At 63.8% G+C, this 22,750-nt stretch carries 19 protein-coding genes; 11 read left to right on the top strand and 8 right to left on the bottom strand.

Annotation, left to right across the window (positions count from 1 at the left end):
* Window positions 1-99: 99 nt before the first annotated feature.
* Window positions 100-1,515, top strand: a complete 1,416-nt coding sequence (locus SB756_RS17405; protein ID WP_016500412.1) for an amino acid permease — start codon at window positions 100-102, stop codon at window positions 1,513-1,515.
* Window positions 1,516-1,518: 3 nt separating this feature from the next.
* Here the strand turns inward: SB756_RS17405 and SB756_RS17400 are convergent, their stop codons facing one another.
* Complete coding sequence (locus SB756_RS17400; RefSeq protein ID WP_341798243.1) at window positions 1,519-1,698, bottom strand: hypothetical protein; 180 nt, start codon at window positions 1,696-1,698, stop codon at window positions 1,519-1,521.
* A 111-nt stretch (window positions 1,699-1,809) separates the two neighbouring features.
* On the opposite strand from SB756_RS17400, the gene SB756_RS17395 reads away from it, so the two are divergent.
* From SB756_RS17395 to tam, 4 genes are all read left to right on the top strand, one after another.
* Window positions 1,810-2,346 carry an RNA polymerase sigma factor gene (locus tag SB756_RS17395; RefSeq protein ID WP_341798244.1) on the top strand — a complete coding sequence of 179 codons (537 nt, stop codon included), beginning with the start codon at window positions 1,810-1,812 and terminating at the stop codon, window positions 2,344-2,346.
* A complete protein-coding gene (locus SB756_RS17390) occupies window positions 2,343-3,185 on the top strand; it encodes a FecR family protein (protein ID WP_410911230.1) in 843 nt (280 codons plus the stop codon). The genes SB756_RS17395 and SB756_RS17390 overlap by 4 nt, the downstream gene beginning before the upstream one ends.
* Window positions 3,186-3,325: 140 nt before the next feature.
* The gene (locus tag SB756_RS17385; RefSeq protein WP_410911229.1) at window positions 3,326-5,731 is read left to right on the top strand and encodes a TonB-dependent siderophore receptor; all 2,406 of its coding nucleotides are present in this window, start codon (window positions 3,326-3,328) and stop codon (window positions 5,729-5,731) included.
* Window positions 5,732-5,893: 162 nt separating this feature from the next.
* Window positions 5,894-6,670, top strand: coding sequence for a trans-aconitate 2-methyltransferase (tam, locus tag SB756_RS17380; protein ID WP_341798247.1), 777 nt, complete (start codon window positions 5,894-5,896; stop codon window positions 6,668-6,670).
* Here tam and SB756_RS17375 read toward each other — a convergent pair.
* Together SB756_RS17375 and SB756_RS17370 are read right to left on the bottom strand one after the other, a co-directional pair.
* Entirely contained in the window at window positions 6,660-7,031 is a 372-nt protein-coding gene (locus SB756_RS17375) for a DUF2784 domain-containing protein (RefSeq protein ID WP_341798248.1), read from the bottom strand. The two genes, tam and SB756_RS17375, sit on opposite strands and share 11 nt — an antisense overlap.
* 140 nt (window positions 7,032-7,171) lie before the next feature.
* Entirely contained in the window at window positions 7,172-8,041 is an 870-nt protein-coding gene (locus SB756_RS17370; RefSeq protein ID WP_410911228.1) for a LysR substrate-binding domain-containing protein, read from the bottom strand.
* Between the two features lie 244 nt (window positions 8,042-8,285).
* Here SB756_RS17370 and SB756_RS17365 point away from each other — a divergent pair, with 244 nt between their 5' ends.
* From SB756_RS17365 to SB756_RS17345, 5 genes are all read left to right on the top strand, one after another.
* Window positions 8,286-9,602, top strand: coding sequence for an MFS transporter (locus SB756_RS17365; RefSeq protein ID WP_016500404.1), 1,317 nt, complete (start codon window positions 8,286-8,288; stop codon window positions 9,600-9,602).
* Window positions 9,603-9,617: 15 nt separating this feature from the next.
* Window positions 9,618-11,009, top strand: a complete 1,392-nt coding sequence (locus tag SB756_RS17360; RefSeq protein WP_410911227.1) for an FAD-dependent oxidoreductase — start codon at window positions 9,618-9,620, stop codon at window positions 11,007-11,009.
* Window positions 11,010-11,106: 97 nt separating this feature from the next.
* Window positions 11,107-11,817 carry a YebC/PmpR family DNA-binding transcriptional regulator gene (locus SB756_RS17355; protein ID WP_016500402.1) on the top strand — a complete coding sequence of 237 codons (711 nt, stop codon included), beginning with the start codon at window positions 11,107-11,109 and terminating at the stop codon, window positions 11,815-11,817.
* Window positions 11,818-11,953: 136 nt separating this feature from the next.
* Window positions 11,954-12,898: a LysR family transcriptional regulator gene (locus tag SB756_RS17350; protein ID WP_341798251.1), complete on the top strand. Its 945-nt coding sequence runs from the start codon at window positions 11,954-11,956 to the stop codon at window positions 12,896-12,898.
* Between the two features lie 139 nt (window positions 12,899-13,037).
* The gene (locus tag SB756_RS17345) at window positions 13,038-14,450 is read left to right on the top strand and encodes a DOPA decarboxylase (protein WP_410911226.1); all 1,413 of its coding nucleotides are present in this window, start codon (window positions 13,038-13,040) and stop codon (window positions 14,448-14,450) included.
* A 140-nt stretch (window positions 14,451-14,590) separates the two neighbouring features.
* On the opposite strand, the gene SB756_RS17340 is transcribed toward SB756_RS17345, so the two are convergent.
* Window positions 14,591-15,964 carry an MFS transporter gene (locus tag SB756_RS17340; RefSeq protein ID WP_341798253.1) on the bottom strand — a complete coding sequence of 458 codons (1,374 nt, stop codon included), beginning with the start codon at window positions 15,962-15,964 and terminating at the stop codon, window positions 14,591-14,593.
* A 287-nt stretch (window positions 15,965-16,251) separates the two neighbouring features.
* Here SB756_RS17340 and quiC point away from each other — a divergent pair, with 287 nt between their 5' ends.
* Window positions 16,252-18,159: a 3-dehydroshikimate dehydratase QuiC gene (gene quiC / locus SB756_RS17335; protein ID WP_016500398.1), complete on the top strand. Its 1,908-nt coding sequence runs from the start codon at window positions 16,252-16,254 to the stop codon at window positions 18,157-18,159.
* Window positions 18,160-18,304: 145 nt separating this feature from the next.
* On the opposite strand, the gene SB756_RS17330 is transcribed toward quiC, so the two are convergent.
* From SB756_RS17330 to SB756_RS17315, 4 genes are all read right to left on the bottom strand, one after another.
* The gene (locus SB756_RS17330; RefSeq protein WP_341798254.1) at window positions 18,305-18,973 is read right to left on the bottom strand and encodes a class I SAM-dependent methyltransferase; all 669 of its coding nucleotides are present in this window, start codon (window positions 18,971-18,973) and stop codon (window positions 18,305-18,307) included.
* 109 nt (window positions 18,974-19,082) lie between these two features.
* Window positions 19,083-19,946, bottom strand: coding sequence for a sensor domain-containing diguanylate cyclase (locus SB756_RS17325; protein WP_341798255.1), 864 nt, complete (start codon window positions 19,944-19,946; stop codon window positions 19,083-19,085).
* Window positions 19,947-20,079: 133 nt separating this feature from the next.
* Complete coding sequence (locus SB756_RS17320; RefSeq protein ID WP_410911225.1) at window positions 20,080-21,408, bottom strand: TolC family outer membrane protein; 1,329 nt, start codon at window positions 21,406-21,408, stop codon at window positions 20,080-20,082.
* 1 nt (window position 21,409) lies between these two features.
* A complete protein-coding gene (locus SB756_RS17315; RefSeq protein WP_410911224.1) occupies window positions 21,410-22,750 on the bottom strand; it encodes an HlyD family type I secretion periplasmic adaptor subunit in 1,341 nt (446 codons plus the stop codon).

Here is a 22,750-nt window from a genome sequence, read left to right as displayed (position 1 = left end):
CCATCCTGCCCGCATTAGCACTGATGTACAGGTGAAGCCGCCAGCCATCGGGGTTTCACGGTTTTCCTTGGATAAAAAGAAGCACGGGGTACACAACTGATGGACGCAACATCCACAACCACCACCGCGAAAAGCGGGCACGAGAGCAAGCTCAGTGCCTCGCTGAAGTCGCGCCACCTGACGATGATGTCGATCGCCGGGGTAATTGGCGGCGCCTTGTTCGTCGGTTCCGGCAGCGTGATCCACAGCGCAGGCCCAGCCGCTGTCCTGGCCTACCTGGCGGGCGGCATCCTGGTGGTGCTGATCATGCGCATGCTGGGTGAAATGGCGACTTCCTCGCCAGACACCGGCTCGTTCTCCACCTACGCCGACCGCGCCATTGGCCGCTGGGCCGGTTTCACCATCGGCTGGCTGTACTGGTGGTACTGGGTCATCCTCATGGCCTGGGAAGCCTATGTGGCGGGCAAGATCCTGCATGGCTTCTTCCCCGACGTTAGCGTCAATGTGTTCGTGCTGGCCACGACCCTGCTGCTGATCACCGTCAACTTCTTCAACGTCAAGCACTACGGTGAGTTCGAGTTCTGGTTCGCCTTGATCAAGGTGATCGCGATCGTCTGCTTCCTGATCGTGTGTACCGCTGCCGTGATGAACGTGTGGCAGTTCGGTGAAGTGCGTGGCATCAGCCACCTCACCGCCGAAGGCTTCATGCCCAATGGCATCACCACCGTGATCGGTGCGCTGCTAGGGGTGATGTTTGCCTTCCTGGGCGCCGAAATCGTCACCATCGCAGCTTCCGAAGCCAAAGACCCGGCCGCGCAGATCGTCAAGGCCACCAACTCGGTGGTATGGCGTGTGTGCCTGTTCTACGTCGGTTCGATCTTCCTGATCGTCTGCCTGGTACCGTGGAACGACCCGCACCTGGGCGTTTCCGGCTATGGCGCCTATCGCCGTACCCTGGAACTGCTGGGCGTGCCGTATGCCGAGCTGCTGATGAACTTCGTGGTGCTGACTTCGGTGAGCAGCTGCCTGATCTCGGGCCACTACACCGCTTCGCGCATGCTGTTCTCCCTGGCTCAGCGCGGCGATGCGCCGTCGTTCTTCAAGATCACCCGTGCCGGCACCGGAGTACCGGTGTACGCGATCATGGGCTCGTGCGCCGTGGCCGTGGTGTGTGCGCTGATCAACTTCAGCGAGACCCTGCGCCCGAAAGACGTGCTGGATACCTTGATGAACACCACGGGCATGATCGCCCTGCTGGTGTACCTGGTGATTGCCTTCTCGCAACTGCGCATGCGCCGCAAGCTGATTGCCGAAGGCAAGGAAGTGCGCCTGAAGATGTGGCTGTTCCCGTGGCTGACCTACCTGGTGATCGCGTTCATCGTGGCCGCCCTGGTAACCATGGCCTTCATGCCTGACTACCAGATCCTGGTGATCTCCACCGGTATCGCGGCGGCAGTCGTGGTGGCAATGGGTGTGGTGCATCAGATCCGCTCTGGCAGCAGCAAGCAGCACTAAGCGTCACTCGTGTCTGGAAACGGCCGGCTCCTTTGGGGACCCGGCCGTTTCGCGTTGTTGGGCCTGGGCTTTTTCTGCGGGCATGTGGAAGCGCTGGTTCATCCACGGCGAGCCGAGCAGGGCGGCGGCGGCGATCAAGGCCAGGATGGCGAGGGCGATGTAGGTCTTCATGGGCATGCGCATAAATGGACTGACTTCACGTATAGGTGGTCAGTTCCGGCGATGAGGCCATGGAGACAAACACAGGTTTATGCCCCTACAATGCGAAGCATTATCACTTGGCGCCGGCCCTCCATGTCTAACACACCGCCCAACCAGGAACTGCTCGACGCGCTGGCGTTGCACTATGACGACCTGGTTCGCTACATCCGCCAGCGCTTTCGCGACCGCCATTTTGCCCGCGACCTGGTGCACGACGTCTACCTGCAGATTCTCGACAAGCCACCCCGCCACCGCATTTCGCTGCCGCTGGCATTTCTGCGCAAGGTCACCTTCAACCGGGCCATCGACCGGGTGCGCGCCGAATCGCTGCGTGCGGCTCACCTGGCTGCCGCGAGCCATGACGAACCCGCCCTGGACAGCTGGGACGGTGCCCGCGAGCTGGATTTCGAGCAACAGCTGCATGCCCTGCTGGCGATTATCGAAGCCCTGCCGGCACGTCAGCGCCAGGTGTTCCTGCTGCACCGCATCCATGGCATGGCTCAGCGTGACATTGCCGCCGAGCTGGAGATTTCGGTCAACATGGTCACCCAGCACTTCAATCGTGCATTGCGTACCATCGCCAGCCGCTGGGAACCGGCCCGGCGCCTGCATGGCGAGGCGCGGGCATGAGCCAGGGCAAGCCTGAAAGCAAGGCCCAGGCCGACCCGTTGGAGGCGTTCAGCGAAGCCCTGCGTGAGCGGGTGGCGTCCCGCGAGGCGTTGCTCGCCGAAGGTAAAGCCATGACCGCACGCCGGCGCAAGGCCGGCAAGGCGGCCAAGGCCAGCCTGCTGTCGTTGCTGCTGGCGGGCAGCCTGTGGTGGCTAGACCCTGCCTGGCATACCGAGCAGGTGCGGGTGGCGGTGGGCGCGCAGCGCGAGCTGGTGCTGGCGGACGGCAGCCAGGTGCTGCTGGATTCGGGTAGCCGGCTGCAGATTGAACGGCACCTGCGCAGCCGGCAGCTGGAACTGTTCGAAGGGCTGGCGCGGTTTACCGTAGTGCATGCCGATGCGCCGTTCATTGTGCGCAGCCAGGGCGTGCGGGTGCGTGATATCGGTACGGTGTTCGACGTGCGCAGCGATGTGCGTGGCGTGCGGGTAGGGGTGCTCGAGGGGGCGGTCGAGGTCGGCATTGGGCACGGCGCTGTGCAGCCACTGCGGGCCGGGCAGCAACTGTTTGCTGCTGCTGGCGAGTTGGGCGAGGTGCAGGCCGTGGCGTCAGGTGCGATGGAGGCCTGGCGCAGCTCGGTGTTGCGTTTTGACGGCACACCGTTGCGCGATGCGATTGTGGATTTGCAGCGCTACAGCGAGGTGCCATTGCGGCTGGCGGATGAACGTACCGGTGGTTTGCGCTTGTCGGGTGAGTTCGACAGCCGGCAGGTGCGGGCACTGCTGGAGCAGTTGCCAGCGGTGTTGCCTGTGACGGTGGTGCGCGCGGCTGATGGGGGCTTGGTCATTGGCCGGGTTGATTGATCGCCTGCACCGGCGTTTTCGCGGGCAAGCCCGCGAAAGGGCCATAACAGGCAACCAATAATTATTTTCATTGGCACATCAACATTCACCCAGGGCCAGCCGCCATCCCCATGAAGTCACTTGAATCGTATGGGGAACACATGGGTTACCACCTTTCACCGCTGACGCTGCTGGCTGCCAGCCTGCTGACCTGCGCCACCGTCCAGGCGCAGGATGCCACCTTCAGCCTGGACATCCCGGCCCAACGCCTGGACCGCTCGCTAAACGCCCTGGCCCAGCAGACCGGCACCCGCATCCTGTTTTCCACGGATGCTGCCGAGGGCCGTCAGGCGGCGGCCGTGCAAGGGCGCATGAGCGTTGCCCAGGCCTTGCAACAGCTGCTCGCCGGCTCTGGTCTGCAGCTGCAGCGGGCGGGGGAGGGTTACCTGATCGGCGCGCCGGCCAGCGGCATGGCGCTGGAACTGGGCGCTATCACCATCGACAGCCAGCGTTATGGCAACACCACCGACGGCACCGGTGCCTACACCTTGGGCACTACGCGCGCCGGTACAGGGCTTGACCTGTCGCCACGGGAAACGCCGCAGTCGATCAGCGTGGTCACCCGCCAGCGCATGGACGACCAGGGCCTGAATGACCTCACCGAAGTGCTGCAGCAAACCCCGGGCCTGTCGGTCCAAAGCCTGGGCAGTGAGCGGTTCAACATCTACTCGCGTGGCTATTCGGTAGACAACTACCAGTTCGACGGCATTCCCACCACCCTCGATATCGTCAGCCAGGTGTCGGCGCAAAGCCTCGCCGACATGGCCATCTATGACCATGTGGAGGTGCTGCGCGGTGCCACCGGCCTGCTGACTGGCGCAGGTGACCCTTCTGCCACCATCAACCTGGTGCGCAAGCGGCCAACTGCCGAGTTCAAGGGGCATGTCAGCGCTGGGTTGGGGTCGTGGAACAAGTACCGCACCGAGGTCGACCTGTCCGGGCCGTTGACCCCCACCGGCAATGTGCGCGGGCGCATGGTTGCCGCCTACCAGCAGAACGACAGCTTCGTCGACCACTACCACCAGGAAAAGCAGGTGTTGTACGGCATCCTTGAGGCCGACCTGAGCGACACCACCTTGCTCACCGTGGGCGCCGACTATCAGCGCAACCGGCCAGAGGGCTCGTCCTCGGTGGCGTTCCCGCTGTTCTACAGCAATGGAGAGCAAACCGACTTTTCCCGCTCCACCAATAGCGCCGCGCGCTGGAGCAGCAACCCCCAGGACGCACTGAACACGTTCGCCAGCCTCGAACAGAAACTGGGCCACGACTGGAGCCTACGGCTGGCAGTGAACCAGATGTACATCAACCGCGACGACTACCGCCTGGCCACCGCCAGCTGGGGCTTCCCCGACAAGCAGACCGGCGAAGGCGTGCGCCTGTACGGCGGCGCCGGCAGTACATGGCAGAAGCAGGTGGGTGTGGATGCGCAGCTCAAGGGGCCATTCGAGGCATTCGGCCGCCAGCATGACCTGGTGCTGGGCTACAATTTCTCCCGTTACCAGAACCACCACGACCCGTTGCGCGGCACCGCGATCGAAGGCACCCGGGTCAACTTCTACGACTGGGACAACTACACCACCAAGCCCAACACCGGTAATGGCAAGCTGTACGACGGTGACACCAGCATCTACCAGAGCGGTACCTACCTGGCCACACGCCTGCGGCCTACCGATGAACTCTCGATCATTCTGGGCGCCCGGGTCAGTAACTACCGCTACCGCTACGACCTCAGCACGCAGCCGAACAAGATCCCGGGTAACCGTGAAAGCGGCGTCGTCACGCCCTATGCCGGTGTGGTCTACGCCCTGAACGACATTCATTCGGTCTATGCCAGCTACACCAGTATCTTCAAGCCGCAGACGGTCCGTGATGCCAGCGGCGCGACGCTGGCGCCACGCGAAGGCGACAACTACGAAGTCGGCCTGAAAAGCGAGTATTTTGACGGGCGCCTGCAAACCAGCATCGCTGCGTTCGAGATCAAGCAGGACAACCTGGCGGTGGTCGACCCAGGCAGAGTTGTACCGGGTACCACCACGGCGGCCTATGAAGCGATTTCCGGTGCGACTACGCGCGGCTTCGAAGTGGAAGCCAGCGGTGAGTTGCAGCCGGGCTGGAACCTCAGCGCCAGCTACAACCACAGCATCATCAAGGATGCCGACGGCGAGCGCATCAACACGGTGTTTCCGGCCAACATGGTCAAGCTGTGGACCACCTACCGCCTGCCGGGCGAGCTGGACCGCCTGACCGTGGGTGGTGGCATGAACTGGCAGAGCGGCACGCACTTCACTGCCGCGCCTGCCGAGCTTGGCACCGTCAAGGCCAAGCAAGGGCAGTTCGCCGTGTACAACCTGATGGGCCGTTATCAGATCACTGACCAGCTTTCCACCACGCTGAACGTCAACAACCTGTTCGACAAGAAGTACCTCAGTGCGCTGGATACCACGTTCTACAGTGGCTATTACGGCGAGCCACGCAACGTCATGGTGACCACCCGCTGGGATTTCTGAGAACGGGTCACGGCCTCATCGCCGGCAAGCCAGCTCCCACAAGGGCCTCATCGCCTTCAAGTGTTGCACTGTCCCTGTGGGAGCTGGCTTGCCGGCGATAGGGCCCTCACAGTCGACAGATGGCATATGCTAGGCACATTGCCCGCCTAAAAGGAGCCCCACATGGCCTGGTCCGCCAACCAGTATTCCCTGTTCGAAGACGAACGCACCCGCGCGGTGCGCGACCTGCTCGCCGCCATCCCGCCACGCCCGGTGCGCCATGCCACCGACCTGGGCTGCGGTCCGGGCAACTCCACCGAGGTGCTGCTGCAGCGCTACCCCGATGCCCAGGTGACGGCACTGGACAGCGACCCGGACATGATCGACAAGGCCCGCGAACGCAAGCGGCTGTGCATCCCACGGGTACGCACGGCCATTGCCGACATTGCCGGCTGGTCCGCCCCAGAGCCGCAGGACCTGATCCTGGCCAATGCCTCGCTGCAATGGGTACCTGACCACGCGGTGCTGTACCCGCACCTGGTGCGCCAGTTGAGTGAAGGCGCGAGCCTGGCCGTGCAGACCCCCGACAACCTTGACGAACCGGCCCATCGGCAGTTGCGCGAGATTGCCAGCCAAGGCCCTTGGGCGGCGAAATTCGCCGATTTCCAGTTGCCGCCACGGCACGGTGCGGCGTTCTACTACGACCTGCTCAGCCCGCTATGTGCGCGGGTGGATGTGTGGCGCACCACCTATCACCACCCTTTGGTGGGCGGTGCCGAAGCGGTGGTGGAATGGTTCAAGGGTTCAGCGTTGCGGCCTTACCTGGCCAGGCTTGGCGAGCAGGAGAAGGCCGACTTCCTGCAGATGTACCTGCAGGCCATGCAGCGCGACTACCCGCCGGCCACCGATGGCAAGGTGCTGTTACCGTTCCCGCGGTTGTTCGTGATCGCTACCCGCTAGGCCGGCGCCAGCGCCAGGCCACGTAGCTGTAGATGCCCAGGTTGAGCAGCAGCACGATGCTGCCCAACAGCAATTGAGTGTGCGCTGTCAGCCCGGCGGGGTAGATCAGTGGCCAGATGTAGTGCTCGACAAAGCCGCCCTGGTAGCCTGCGCCCCCGGCTGCGCTGCGCATGCGGTTTTCCCAGGTGGTGAGCGGGCAGCCCAGGTGCAGGCACTCCACCGCCAGGCCCCAGGCCAGGGCCGGCAAGTGGATGAACAGGGCAGGGCGCCACTTGAGCACCAGCAGGCCGCCGAACAGCACCAGCAGGATGAAGGCCAGGTGCAGCAGGACCAGGGTGTCGGCGGCAAAGCGGTAGAGCATGGATGGTATGCCGGGGGGTGAGGTTATCCCAGCATAGCCGGGTTACCTGCACTGGCCTCTTCGCAGCACAAGGCTGCTCCTACAGCTAATCGCATTCCTCTGTAGGAGCAGCCTTGTGCTGCGAAAGGGCCGGTACCGGCTTACAACCCTTCCTCGACCACCTGCAAAAAGGTCGCTACGACACGCCGCGTACGCTGCTCGCTCAGGCAGACCAGCGTCTCGGTCAAATGCCGCTGACAATCCACGATCGGCAACGCACACACCCGCGCATCGGCGCCAAACTCCGCCGCTGACACCACGCCCACGCCAATCCCCACCACCACCGCTTCCCGCGCCGCCTCGCGGCCTTCCACCTGGATCGCCGGGCGAATCCGCAAACCCGCGCGTTGCATCTCTTCTTCCAGCGTCTGTCGCGTCACCGAGCCGGGCTCGCGCAGCACCAGTGGCATGTCATCAAGGTCTGCCAGGCTGATCGAGCCACGGCTGGCCCAGGGGTGATGGTGGGACACAAACGCCACCATCGGGTCGCGGCGCAGCCGCAGGCAATGCAGGCGTTCATCGTCGACATCCCGCCCGAGCAGGGCCAGGTCGGCCTGATAGCTGAACAGCCGCGCAAGCGATTCGTCGGTATTGCCCGTTTCGATCTTCACCTGGATGCCAGGGTAGCGCTGGCAGAAGCGGGCAACCTGCGGCAGCACGTGCACCGGGGCATCCACTGCCAGCACCAGGCTGCCAGTGTGCAGCGCGCGTGAATCGTGCAGCAGCTCCTGCGCCTCGGCCTCGCAGGCGAACAGGCGCTGGCTAATGCCCAGCAGGCGCTCGCCAAGGTCGGTGAGCTGCACCGAACGCTTGTTGCGGTGGAACAGCAATACGCCGAAGCGCTCCTCCAGTTTGCGCACCTGGTCCGACACCGCTGGCTGGGTCAGGAACAGCTTTTGCGCAGCGCGGGTAAAGCTGCCGTGCACGGCCACCGCATGGAAGGCTTTGAGTTGTGCGTGGGAAACCGACATGGCTGACCTCATTAACAAGCTTGGCTTATGTGTGTAATACGATAAATCGATTTTATTTATCTTAGCGCAACTGTTTCCATAGATGTCAGCCCGGTGCCGGCATCACGAATGCCGCCAGGGCCCTGGTGCCCACACGGCGCCACCTGACCCGATGACAGCCTCGTCATCGCTGTGCGTAACACAAGAACAAGACAGGCGTTTCTTCACATTCTGCCGGCACACTTGAGCAAGAGGTCAGACACACATGAATCAATCCCTAGCCGCGTTCAAACGCTGGCGCATCCAGATTTTCGCCATCACCTGGCTGGCCTACGCCGCCTTCTACTTCACCCGCAAAGCCTTCTCGGTCGCCAAGCTGGGCATCGCTGAAGACCCAAGCTTCATGCTCGACAAGGCCGCCATGGCCAACCTCGACGCCATCTACCTGGCCGCCTACGCCGTGGGCCAGTTCACCTGGGGCATGCTCGCCGACCGCTTCGGCCCGCGGGTGGTGGTGCTTGGCGGGTTGCTGATTTCTGCTGTGGCAGCGGTGGTGATGGGCAGCTACGCCACCTTCCCGATCTTTGCCACCTGCATGCTGGTGCAGGGCCTGGCGCAGTCCACCGGCTGGGCCGGTTTGTGCAAGAACATCGGCAGCTTCTTCCCGGCCTCGCAGCGTGGGCGGGTACTGGGCCTGTGGAGTTCCTGCTATGCCTTCGGCGGCCTGGTGGCCTCACCGTTCGCGGGGTGGTGGGCCTATACCCTGGTGGGTACCTGGCACGCAGCGTTCTTCTCCAGTGCCGCCGTGGTGGCTTTGGTGGCCGTGCTGTTCTTCTTCCTGCAGCGCAACAAGCCTGAGGATGTCGGCCTGCCGGCGGTGGAGCCCGAGCCGCAGAGCATGGCCCCGGCCGACAACCTGTGCAGCGTGTGGGCGCCGCTGAGGGAGATCCTGCGCAACCGCACGGTGCTGACTTTGGGGCTTGCGTACTTCCTGTTGAAGCCGGCGCGCTACGCCATCCTGCTGTGGGGGCCGGTGATCGTGTTCGAGCAGATGCCTTCAGTAGGCAAGGTCGGCGCGGCAATCATCCCGACCGCCTTCGAGCTGGCGGGGTTGCTTGGTCCGATCATGATCGGCCTGGCCTCCGACAAACTGTTCGGCGCCCGGCGCATGCCGGCCTGCGTGATCAGCCTGGTGCTGCTGACCATGACCCTGGCGGCGTTCATGGCGGCCATGCACACCGGTAGCGTGATGCTGGTGGTGGCCTTGCTGTTCGTCATGGGCCTGACCCTGTACGGGCCTGACTCAATGATCAGCGGCGCCGCTGCCATCGACTTCGGTACCGCCAAGGCCGGTGCCACTGCCGCCGGCTTCGTCAATGGTTGCGGCTCGGTGGGGGCGGTGCTGGGTGGGCTGCTACCGGGGTACTTCGACGGCGTCACGGTGTTCATCGTGTTCGCTGGCTGCGCGCTGTTCTCGGCGCTGGTGCTGCTGCCGCACTGGAACAGCCGCCCGGCCAGCAGTGTGCAAAGCAACGACGTGGCACCGAATACCAGCATGGCAATCAAGCCACTGCGTACCTGAAAGGAAAGCGAGCGAATGAGACCCTTCTGGCTGCAACAGGCCCTGGATTCCACGCAGGAGGCGGTGTGCCCGCCGCTGCAAGGCGATGCCCGCTGCGATGTGTGCATTGTCGGCGGCGGCTACACCGGCCTGTGGACCGCATTGATGCTCAAGGAGGCGGTGCCGGCACTGGATGTGTTGCTGATCGAAGCCGACATCTGCGGCGCCGGTGCCAGTGGCCGCAATGGTGGCTGCGCGTTGTCCTGGTCGGCCAAGTACTTCACCCTGGAGCGCCTGTTCGGCATGGCCGAGGCGGTGCGCCTGGTACGCGAGTCGGAGCGCAGCATCGGGGACATCGGGGCGTTCTGCGGGGCCAACGGCATCGACTGTGACTACCGCCTGGACGGCACGCTGTACACCGCCACCAACGCTGCCCAGGTCGGCGCCACGGACGGGGTGATCGCTGCGCTGGAGCAGAAGGGCATCAATTCGTTCCGCCGCCTGCCCTTGGAACAGGTGCAGCGTCTGGCGGGTTCGGCGCGGCATCTGGAGGGCTGGTTCTCGCCGGCGGCAGCCACGGTGCAGCCGGGCAAGCTGGTGCGCGGCCTGCGTCGGGTGGCCTTGCAGCGCGGTGTGCGCATTCATGAAGGTACCGCCATGACCGGCCTGGAGCACGGCGCCCCGGTGCAGGTGCGCACCGCTCGTGGAACCGTTCGTGCTGATCGCGTGGTGCTGGGCCTCAATGCCTGGATGGCGCGGGCTTTTCCGCAGTTCGAGCGCAGCGTGGCGATCGTTTCCAGCGACATGGTCATTACCGAACCGTGCCCCGAACTGCTAAGCCAGATCGGTCTGGACAGCGGCATCAGCGTGCTCGACTCGCGTATTTTCGTGCACTACTACCACAACACCTCTGATGGCCGGCTGATGCTCGGCAAGGGCGGCAACACCTTTGCCTATGGCGGGCGCATGCTGCCGGTATTCGACCAGCCGTCGCCGTACCGGCCATTGCTGGGCGAAACCGTTGGCGAGTTTTTCCCGACCTTGGCCGAGGTGCCACTGGCGGCCAGCTGGAACGGGCCGTCGGACCGCTCGGTGACCGGCTTGCCGTTCTTTGGTCGCCTGGACGGGCAGGGCAATGTGTTCTATGGCTTTGGATACTCCGGCAGCGGCGTTGGCCCGTGTCATATGGGGGGGCAGATTCTTTCGTCGCTGGCGCTGGGGCTGGATAACCCGTGGACCCGTTCGCCGCTGGTCAAGGGGCCGCTGGGGCTGTTCCCGCCCGAACCGATCCGCTACCTGGGCTCGCTGATGGTACGCAATGCCATCCGCCGCAAGGAGCGTGCAGAGGACCACGGTTTGCGACCGCGTCGGCTGGACGTGCGCCTGGCACGGTTTGCGGCGGCGGCGGGCAAAGCCGATAAAGGCTGATGAGATTTCTTGTCGATCCCATGCTTGAGGGCGTATAAAATGCACCCACTTTTGGCCGGTCGCTTCCTGAACCGGCCGCTGAAACAAGAGAGTCGACATGGGCGCACAGTGGAAAGCCAAACATAGAGAAACAGCGGCCAATGCCAAAGGCAAGGTCATGGGCAAGCTGTCCAAGGAAATCCAGATCGCTGCCAAATCGGGCGCCGATCCCGACATGAACCCGCGCCTGCGCCTGGCGATCGTGCAGGCCAAGAAGGCTTCGATGACCCGTGAAACGCTGGAACGGGCGATTCGCAAGGGCGCTGGTCTGGACGGTGATACCGTGCAGTACTCGGCAGTCAGCTACGAAGGTTTCGCGCCGCATCAGGTACCGTTGATCGTCGAGTGCCTGACCGACAACGTGAACCGCACCGTCGCGCAAATCCGCGTGCTGTTCCGCAAGGGCCAGCTGGGCGCCAGCGGCTCGGTGGCCTGGGACTTCAACCACGTCGGCCTGATCGAAGCTACCCCGGAAGGTGACGCCGACCCGGAAATGGCCGCCATCGAAGCCGGCGCCCAGGACTTTGAAGAAGGTGAAGAAGAGGGCTCGACCCTGTTCATCACCGACACCACTGACCTGGATGCCGTGCAAAAGGCGTTGCCGGAGCATGGCTTTACCGTGACCTCGGCGAAGATCGGCTACACCCCGAAGAACCCGGTGAGCGCAGCCAGCCTGAGTGCTGAAGCACTGGCTGAGGTTGAAGCGTTCCTCGAAGCGATCGACGAGAACGATGACGTGCAAAACGTCTACGTCGGTCTGACCGCCTAAAAAAGCCGGGGCCGCGTTGCGGCCCATTCGCGACGCAAGGCCGCTCCCACAGGGGTTATGCACTCCTCTGTATGAGCGGCCTTGTGCCGCGAAACGAGGGCAAAGCCCTCGCCTGCGGTCTGGAGCCGAACCCTTGATGAACCCCGCCTTCGCCTCCCTCAGCCTCGCCCACCTGCGCACCCTCGACCACCTGCTGCAGCTGAAAAACCTCAGCCACGCCGCTGAGCGCCTGGGCGTCAGCCAGTCGGCCTTGAGCCGCCAGCTGGCCCACCTGCGCGAAGCTTTCGACGACCCGTTGCTGGTTCGCCAAGGCCGCGGCTACGTACTCAGCGAATACGCTGAAGCGCTGGTCGAACCGCTACGCCAGGTTCTCGAAGAACTGCACGCCCTGCGCCAGCCCGCCGTATTCGACCCAGCCCGCTGTGAGCGCCGTTTCTGCCTGGCCGCTTCGGACTACGTGGCCGAGCACATGCTGCCGCTGCTGGTGGCCGCGCTGGAACATGAAGCCCCGGGCGTATCGCTGGAGTACCGTACCTGGCAGGCCGGCCAGTACGCGTTGCTGGCCAGCGGCGAAATCGACCTGGCAACCACCTTGTTCGACGAGTCGCCTCCCAACCTGCACGGGCGCTTGCTGGGTGAGGACCGTGCGGTGTGCCTGATGCGCCACGACCACCCGCTGGCCGCCCACTCCGCGCTCAGCCAGGCCGATTACCTGGCGCACAAGCATGTGCGCATTTCCGGTGGTGGCGACAAGGACAGTTTCATCGACCGCCACCTGCGCGCCCAGGGCCTGCAGCGGCGGGTCAGCCTGGAAGTGCCGTTTTTTTCCGCCACCGTAAAGGTCATTGCCAACAGCCAGGCCGTGGCCACCGTACCCGAGCACATCGCCCGGCAATTGTGCCGCTTGCATGACCTGGCATGGCGGCCGTTGGGCTTTATCGACCACAGCCAGCGCTATTGGGTGGTGTGGCACCAGCGGCTGCAGGCTTCGGCGGAGCACCGCTGGCTGCGCAACCGGGTGTTCGAGCTGTGGCGTCAGTCGCAGTTCGGCGTGCAGGGTGGGCATGCGGGTTTGCCATAGCAGGTATGCGCGATGCGGGGTTATTCGCCGGGGGATAGGTGCCTAGACTGGGGGCATTGTGTTGTCTGTTCCGGCCTCTTCGCGGGTTTACCCGCGAAGAGGCCAGTACAGGCAGTGGATTACCCACAGGAGAGCCCTCGTGACCCCCGAGCAATTCCGCCAGTACGGCCACCAACTGATCGACCTGATTGCCGACTACCGCCAGACCGTCGGCGAACGCCCGGTCATGGCCCAGGTCGAGCCTGGCTACCTCAAGGCTGCCTTGCCAGGCACCGCTCCCCAGCAAGGTGAGCCCTTCGAAGCCATCCTCGACGACGTCAACCAGCTGGTCATGCCCGGCCTGTCCCATTGGCAGCACCCGGACTTCTACGGCTACTTCCCCTCCAACGGTACGCTGTCTTCGGTACTTGGCGACTTCCTCAGCACCGGCCTGGGCGTGCTGGGCCTGTCGTGGCAGTCCAGCCCGGCCCTGAGCGAGCTGGAAGAAACCACCCTCGACTGGCTGCGCCAGTTGCTCGGCCTGTCGGGCCAATGGAGCGGGGTGATCCAGGACACGGCCTCTACCAGCACCCTGGTGGCACTGATCAGCGCCCGCGAGCGCGCCAGCGACTACGCACTGGTGCGCGGTGGCTTGCAAGCCCAGGCCAAACCCCTGATCGTCTACGTTAGCGCCCACGCCCACAGCTCGGTGGACAAGGCCGCGTTGCTGGCCGGTTTTGGACGCGACAACATCCGCCTGATCCCCACTGACGAACACTACGCCCTGCGTCCGGAGGCGCTGCAGGCAGCCATCGAGCAGGACCTGGCGGCGGGCAACCAGCCATGCGCCGTGGTGGCCACCACCGGCACCACGACCACCACGGCGCTAGACCCGTTGCGCCCGATCGGCGAGATCGCCCAGGCCCATGGCCTGTGGCTGCATGTGGATTCGGCCATGGCCGGTTCGGCGATGATCCTGCCCGAGTGCCGCTGGATGTGGGACGGCATCGAGCTGGCCGATTCGGTAGTGGTCAATGCGCACAAGTGGCTGGGTGTGGCCTTCGACTGCTCGATCTACTACGTGCGAGATCCGCAGCACCTGATCCGGGTAATGAGCACCAACCCCAGCTACCTGCAATCGGCGGTGGATAGCGAGGTAAAGAACCTGCGTGACTGGGGCATCCCGCTGGGCCGTCGGTTCCGCGCGTTGAAGCTGTGGTTCATGTTGCGCAGCGAGGGTGTCGAAGCGTTGCAGGCGCGGCTGCGGCGTGACCTGGACAATGCCCGGTGGTTGGCGGAACAGGTCGGGGCCGCGGCGCAGTGGGAGGTGCTGGCACCGGTGCAATTGCAGACCTTGTGCATTCGCCATCGGCCGGCGGGGGTGGAAGGGGAGGCGCTGGATGCGCATACCAAGGGGTGGGCCGAGCGGCTGAATGCGTCCGGGGATGCGTATGTGACGCCAGCGACGCTGGACGGGCGGTGGATGGTGCGGGTGTCGGTGGGGGCGCTGCCGACTGAGCGGGAGCATGTCGAGAAGCTTTGGGAGAGGTTGCAGGAAGTGGTTGCAGGCTGAGACTGCCGGGGCCGCGTTGCGGCCCGTTCGCGGCACAAGGCCGCTCCTACAGGGCAACGCGCAAGCCTGGGCTCATGCGATCCACCTGTAGTAGCGGCCTTGTGCCGCGAAAGGGCTGCAAAGCAGCCCCCTGCAATCTATCAGTGGCTCACAGCCTGAAAGCTACCTTTACGGCTAGCTTCATACGCTGCCTTTTCCATCGGCTTGGCCTCCGGGTTACCCAGGTCTTCCATCGCCAGGCGGTGGGTTTCCGGGGCGATGTAGGCTGCCAGGGCGCACACGCAGGTGATGAAGAACGCCAGGCTACCCACTACCAGCGGGATGTTGTCCGAGCCAGGTGGTGCAACCAGGGCGAACAGCGCCGGCAGCATGGCGGTCAGCATGGTGCCGATGTTCTGTGCGATGGCCATGGCCGAAACGCGGTAGCGGGTGTGGAACAGCTCTGGGTAGAAGCTTGGGAACACCGCGTTGTAACCCTGGTAGACCATGCCCCACATCACGATCGAGGCGGCGAACGCCATTGGCACGTTCTGGATGCTGATTGCATACAGGTAGACGAATGCCAGCAGGCCAGAGCCCAGGCAACCGGCGATCATGGTCGGTCGACGGCCAATCTTGTCCGACAGGTTGCCGATAAACGGGATCACCAGCACAGCGACGATGTTGCCGACCACCGGGATCCACAGGTACACGCTCTTGTCGAAGCCGATGCCATAGGCCGGCTGTACCGCGTAGGCCGCACCGAAGATGGTGGCTACCACCGGGATCACGTTCATCAGGGCCATGAACATCACCAGCACCATGTGCTTCCAGCTGTGACGGAAGGCTTCGCTGATGGGCGACTTGGCAACCTTGTCCTGCTTCTCTTCCTTCACGAATGCCGGGGTTTCATGCACTTCCTTGCGGATGATGAAGCCTGCGATCAGCACGATGGCGCTCATCAGGAACGGAATGCGCCAGCCCCATTCGGTGAAGGCTTCGCTAGGCATGAAGTAGGCCAGTGGCAGGAACACTGCCGCCGCCAGTACCTGGCCGGCCTGCACGCCTTGCAGGGTGAAACTGGCGTAGTAGCCTCTTCGACCGAACGGCGCGTGCTCCATGATCATGGAGCTGGCCCCGGAGATTTCCCCGGCCACGGCAAAGCCCTGGATCAGGCGCAGTACCACCAGCAAGGCCGGCGCGAGGTAGCCGATGTCGTGGTAGGTGGGCAGCAGGCCTACCGCCATGGTCGACAGGCCCATCAGGAACATGCACAGCAGCAGTACGTTCTTGCGACCGCGGGTGTCACCCCAGTGGCCCAGCACGAAAGCACCGACCGGACGCGCCAGGTAGCCCACGCCGTAGGTGGCCAACGAAGCGATGATGGCCATTTTCGGGTCGGTATTGGGGAAGAAGATCTGCGGGAAAATCAGTGCAGCGGCCTGGGCGTAGATGAAGAAGTCGTAGTACTCGAGTGCCGAGCCTATCCATCCACTGGCGGTCGCTTTTTTGGCTTGCGAGCTGGAGTGAGCCATCGTTGTCTCCGTTGTTATTGTTGTTTGCGCAGGTTCCGCCGTTGGTTCGCCAAGGCAGGAGGCAGTGGTCGGTGTGCCTGCGTCTGTGGTTCATGTTGACCACGGGCCAGCGGTCTAGCAATTCGTTAAAACGGGTTTTGTGCGATAATCGAACGCAAAACTAACCATTCCGTACAAAGAGATTGAAGCGACGACTTTACCTGCGAATAATCGATCGTGCCATAAACTGTGACAGTGGTTTTTTCCTGACTGGCACCGTCATTTTCTAACAACAAGGAACTCCCGCCATGCAGCGTTCGATCGCTACCGTGTCCTTGAGCGGCACCCTGCCGGAAAAGCTCGAAGCCATCGCCGCCGCCGGTTTTGACGGCGTCGAGATCTTTGAAAACGATCTGCTGTATTACGCCGGCAGCCCGCGCCAGGTGCGCCAGATGTGCGCCGACCTAGGGATAGCCATTACCCTGTTCCAGCCGTTCCGCGACTTTGAAGGCTGCCGCCGCGACCGCCTGCAGAAAAACCTCGACCGCGCCGAGCGCAAGTTCGACCTGATGCAAGAGCTGGGCACCGACCTGGTGCTGGTGTGCAGCAACGTTCAGGCCGATGCCCTGGGCGATGAACAGCTGCTGGTCGACGACCTGCGCCTGTTGGGCGAGCATGCCGGCAAACGTGGCCTGCGCATTGGCTATGAAGCCCTGGCCTGGGGCCGCCACGTCAACACCTACCAGCAAGTCTGGAATTTGGTGCGCCAGGCCGACCACCCGGCCCTCGGGGTGATTCTCGACAGCTTCCACACCTTGTCGCTGAAGGGCGACCCAAGCGCGATCCGCGACATCCCCGGCGACAAGATCTTCTTCGTGCAGATGGCTGACGCGCCGATCCTGGCCATGGATGTGCTGGAGTGGAGCCGCCACTTCCGCTGCTTCCCGGGGCAGGGCGAAATGGACATGGCCGGTTTCCTGGCGCCGATTCTTGCCACTGGCTACCGTGGCCCGCTGTCGCTGGAAATCTTCAACGACGGCTTCCGCGCCGCGCCCACCCGGCAGAATGCCGCCGACGGCCTGCGTTCGCTGCTGTATCTCGAAGAACAGACACGCTTGCGCCTGGAGCAGGAAAACACGCCGATCGAACCTGGCGTACTGTTCACCCCGCCAGCGGCCAGCGCCTATGACGGCGTGGAGTTCCTTGAATTTGCGGTCGACGAAGCCGTCGGCGCGCGCCTGGGCAGCTGGCTGAAGCGCCTGGGCTTTGCCGAAGCCGGCAAGCACCGCAGCAAGGACGTACAACTGCTGCGCCAGGGCGATATCAACATTGTCCTGAACGCCGAACCGTACTCCTTCGGCCACAACTTCTTCGAGGCCCACGGCCCGTCGCTGTGCGCCACCGCACTGCGGGTCAAGGACCCGCAAGCCGCCCTGAAGCGTGCCACCGCCTTCCGTGGCCAGCCGTTCCGCGGCCTGGTCGGCCCCAACGAGTGCGAAGTACCGGCGGTACGCGCACCGGACGGCAGCTTGCTGTACCTGGTGGAGCAGGGCACCGCTGGCCACACGCTGTACGACACCGATTTCAGCCTGGACAAGAGCGCCACTGCCACTGGCGGCCTGCGTCGCATCGACCACATGGCCCTGGCCCTCCCAGCCGAGTCACTGGACAGCTGGGTGCTGTTCTACAAGAGCCTGTTCGACTTCGCTGCCGACGACGAAGTAGTGCTGCCCGACCCTTATGGCCTGGTCAAGAGCCGCGCCCTGCGTAGCCAATGCGGCACCTTGCGCCTGCCGCTGAACATCTCGGAAAACCGCAACACCGCCATTGCCCATGCACTCTCCAGCTACCGCGGTTCGGGGGTGCATCACATTGCCTTCGATTGTGACGACATCTTCCGTGAAGTGGCGCGTGCCAAGCTGGCTGGAGTACCGCTGCTGGAAATTCCGCTGAACTATTACGACGACCTGGCGGCGCGCTTCGATTTCGACGACGAGTTCCTCAGCGAACTGGCGTACTACAACGTGCTGTACGACCGCGACGCCCAGGGCGGCGAGCTGTTCCACGTGTACACCGAACCGTTTGAAGAGCGCTTCTTCTTCGAAATCATCCAGCGCAAGGGGGGCTATACCGGTTACGGCGCGGCCAACGTCGCGGTGCGCCTGGCAGCGATGGCCAAGGCCCGCAGCGGCGCGGCGCGCAAGCCCGTCCTCTGACCCCGACGCGGTCGGTGTAGGAGCGGCCTTGCGCCGCGAATGGGCCGCGAAGCGGCCCCAGTTTCTGTGTCGCGGCATCCATTTCTGGGGCCGCTTCGCGGCCCATTCGCGGCGCAAGGCCGCTCCTACACCGAGGGTGTATGACTCAGGGGCGCTCAGCCACCATCAACAGCGACTGCGGCACCGCACTTTGCGGGTGCTGTGGTTCCTGCAAACTGAGCAGGCGCAACCCGGCCATGTCCAGTGCATTCAGCCAGCTGGCCAACGTACGGAAGTACCACGGCATCGGTTGCCAGTCCCCGGCAAACCCGGCAAACGACTCCTCCCGCCAGCCATCCTGATACTCCCCGTTGGCAACGCTCCAGGGGTGCAACGTCTGGATCACCAGTGCGCCACCCGGCACCAGCAAACCTTTCATGGCCGCCAGCAACGGGATGATGTCCTGGTGCAACAGCGCAAAGTTGGCACAGACCAGGTCATACCCTGTGCCCACATAAACCTGCGCATCGGCCAACTGCGCATAGCTGGCCAGGTGCACCTCGGCCGAGCCCGCCGCGCGCGCGGCCTCTACCAGCGCCCTGTCACCATCCACGCCCACGGTTTCGATACCGCGGTCATCCAGTGCACGCAGCAACCAGCCCTCACCACAGCCCAGGTCCAGCACTCGCCCGGGCTGGCGGCCGAGGATGGCGAGCAGGATGGCCTGGTCAGTGACCTGGCGACGGCTCTCGATGGCGCCGCTGCGCACGGCGTCGATCCAGGCGTGGGCGTTGTGCTGCCAACTGTCGAGCAAAGTGCTTTCAGGGTCAGGCATGGTGGTGTCCCGGTGGTTGAACTTGTGCTGTGTTGAAACGCTACCTTAATATTGAAAACAATCCTCACTTGCGGGAACAGAATCGCCCCCGAGTGCCGCAGGGGTATCGTTACCCGGTCGCCGTGTGTTTTCGCTTGACCCGGTACATATCCCCATCGGCATGACGCAGCAGCATGTCGGCATCGTTGCCATCCTCAGGGAAGCGCGCCACGCCGATGCTGCAGGACGGCGTGTCGATGCCGGACAACTCCATACCGAGTGGCTCGGCCATGACCGCCAGGATGCGGGCTACCTGCTCGGCAATGGCCACTGGCGAGGGGCAATCGTTCAACAGCACGGTGAACTCGTCACCGCCCATGCGCGCCACCGTGTCGGTTGCGCGTACGCAGCCTTCCAGCCGCCGCGCAAGCGAGCACAGCACCCGGTCACCCACAGCATGCCCGTGCACATCGTTGATTTCCTTGAAGTCATTGATATCCAGAAACAGCAACCCCAGCGTGCCATCGTGCTGCCGCGCTGTGGCAAGGGCACTGTCCAGCCGTTCATTGAACATGGCCCGGTTGGCCAGCCGGGTAAGCGGGTCGTGATGGGCAAGGAAGCGCAGCTCCTCTTCAGCCTGGCGCAGGGCCGTCACATCCCGCGCCACACCGATACGCGCTTGAGCCTCTTCGGACCAGCTGGCTGCCCACAGGATGTGCACGATACCGCCATCCTTGCGCACATAGCGGTTACGGAAATCGTAATGGGGCTGGCCGTTCATCACCCGCACAATCGACGCGCGCGTGGCCGCCAGGTCGTCGGGGTGCATATAGTCGGTGATCGGCGTGCCGATCATTTCGCAGGGCTTGTAACCCAGCAGGGCCTCGCAGGCATCGCTGACGAAGGCGATCTGGTTGTCCCTGTCTACCACGAACACGGTGTCCAGCATCAGGTGGATCAACCTGGGGTACAAGGCTTGAAGGTCTACGGGCATGGGCAGGACGTCCGCGGCAGGGTGACCGATCATAGCGCGAAGAAATGCGTCGCATCTATCGTAGACTTGTGGTCCTGGCACTGATGATCGCGCCCACCTCGGTACTCTGCAGGAGCATGCGTTCAGGTATTCATCAGTTGCTCACCATCAGTTCCGGCCCCAGGTAATCGTTGACCTGCTGGATATCATCATCCCCCAGGCTACCCACCGACGAGGCCAGGCGCAGCCGAGACATCAGGTAGTTCAGCTTCGCCTCGAACAGGTCGTGGCGGGCGTCGTACAGCAGTTCCTCGGCATTGAGCACGTCCGAGTTGGTGCTGGTGCCGCCTTCCTTGAAGCCTTTGCGGGTCGAGGTCAGCGAACGCTCGTTGGAGGCCACGGCCTTTTCCAGCGCTTGAATGCGCAAGGCGCCGCTTTGCACGCCGCGGTACTCGCGGGTGGTGCCGGAAATTACCTCCTGACGGGTAGCATCCAGCTCATCCAGGGCCTTGGAACTGTTGGCACTGGCCTGGCGGGTCAGGGCGCTTGTGCTGCCACCGCTGTACAGCGGAATGTTCAGCTCCAGGCCGATCGAGCTGTAGTGGTTGCGCTGGTTGAGCTCGGAAATCGACTGACTGCTGCCGGCGTTATAGCCCGCCACGAAATCCAGGGTGGGGTAGTGCCCGGCGCGGGCACGTTTCACTTCTTCTTCGGCCAGCTCGTAGCTGTGCCGGCGCGCGTGAATCAGCGGGCTGTCGGCCTGGGCTTTGACCAGCCAGTCCTGCAGGTTGCCCGGCATCAGCGGTGGCGTACTGAAGCCCGGCTGCAAGGTGGTCAGCGACTCTGGGGTTTCACCGATGTATTCCTCCAGCTTGCGGCGGGCGTTGACCAGGTTGTCCTGGGCCTCAATCAGATCGGCCTCGGCCAGGTCGCGCCGGGCCACCGACTCATCGACGTCGGTGATGGTACCGGCGCCCAGCTCCTTGCGCCGTTTCGCCGAAGCCTGCTGCTCTTCGAAGGCGTTCAGCTTGGCCTTGGCCAAGGTGATGGTTTCGCTGGCCAGCAGCACGTCGAAGTAGGCGTCGGCCAGGCGTACCGCAGCGTCCTGGCTCTTGGCGTCGAACACTGCCACGCTGTAGTCGGCCCGCTGCTGGCCCTGGCGGTACTCGGCCATCCTCTGTTTGTTGAACAGCGGTTGGCGCAGGCGCACATTAGCGCCCTTGGAGTCATAGTCCAGATCGTTGTCCAGGCCGTTCTGCCGCTGGCTGCCATTGACCCTGTTGAAGTAGGCCGACGCGTTGATCTGCGGCAGCAGGCCGGCCTCGCCGATGGCGCGGTTTTCGCTGCCGGCTTCTTTTTCGTGCACCGCCGCGCGGTAGATCGGGCCTTGGTATTGCAGCAAGTCCCAGGCTTGCTTCAGGTCCATGGCACTGGCCTGTACGGCCACCCCCAGCAGGCACAACATCAGGCACGAGCGTTTCATGTCATTGCTCCTTGAACGCAGCGTCGACGCGTTCGAGCATGGGTTTGAGCAGGTAGCTGAGCAGGTTGCGCTCGCCGGTCTTGATGGTGACGGTGGCGGGCATGCCGGGGCGGATGTGGTTGCTGCCCAGCAGGCCCATGCCGGCCGGCGTCACTTCTACCTGGGCCAGGTAGAAAGGCTGTTTGCTTTCTTCGTCGAGCAGGCGGTCGGCGGAAATGGTCTTCACCCGCCCCGGAATGTTTGGCGTCTGCGCGTGGTTGAAGGCCGGGAAGGCGATGTCCACGGCCAGGCCCGGGACCATCTTGTCGATGGCCTGCACCGGGATCATCGCGTCCACCTGCAGCGGTTGGTCGAGCGGCACCACCTCCATGATCTTGGCGCCGGGCTGGATGATGCCGCCGACTGTGGCGATGCTCAGGCCCTGGACCATGCCGTCGATCGGCGAGCGGATCACCGTGTGGGTCACTTCGTAGTCCAGCGCACGCAAACGGTCGGCCAGGGTGGTGTTTTCCTTTGCGGTGTCGGTCAGCTGCGATTCCACTTCCTTCAGGTAGTCGTGCTGGCGCTGCAGCATGCGCAGCTTGATTTCGGTAGCCTGGCTGCGTGCGCGGGCAATGTTGTTGAGGTTTTCGGCCTGGCCGGCGGACAGGTCGGCATTGCTGCGCTCCAGTTCAAGCAAGCGGTTGCGCGGTACATAGCCCTCGGCGGCCAGCACCCGGGTGCCTTGCAGCTCCTGGCTGAGGAAGCCGATCTGCGAGGCGCGGGCGCCGTACACCTGCTGCAGGCCCTTGAGCTGCACTGCCGAGGCCGCGAGGTTTTCTTCAAGGATGCTCAATTCACCGGCAAGGCCGGCGCGGCGGGTGTCGAGCAGGCGCTGTTGCAGGTCCATGGCCGCCAGCAGCCTTGGGTCATTGTCGTAGTGCTTGAGCAGGGCAGGGTCGAAGGTGACCGTATCGCGGCCATCGCGTTCGGCTTCCAGGCGGTTTTCCACGGTCTTGCTGACGATGTACTGGGCACTGAGTGCACCTTGCTCGGCCGCGGCGCGCAATGCGTCGAGGCGTACTACCTCCTGGCCTTTTTTAACCAAATCGCCTTCGCGCACCAGGATCGCCTCGACCGTGCCGCCGCTCAGGTGCTGCACCGCCTTACGGTTGCTGGTGACCTTGACCGTGCCGGTGGCAACCACGCCCGCGTCCAGTGGCGCCAGGCAAGACCACAGCAGGAAACCGCCAAAACCGGCGATTACCATCCATACGCCCCAGCGTGCCGGCCGGGCGGCGTCCAGGTCGATCAGGTCTTTGGCTTCGGCGGCAATCAGTTCGGAGTTTTGAGCCATTTGCAT

It is taken from the genome of Pseudomonas sp. SIMBA_068 (assembly GCF_046534705.1).
Classification (GTDB): Bacteria; Pseudomonadota; Gammaproteobacteria; order Pseudomonadales; family Pseudomonadaceae; genus Aquipseudomonas; species Aquipseudomonas putida.
Note: the sequence above shows the minus strand (reverse complement) of the source record. Positions and strands in the feature narration are given on the sequence as shown.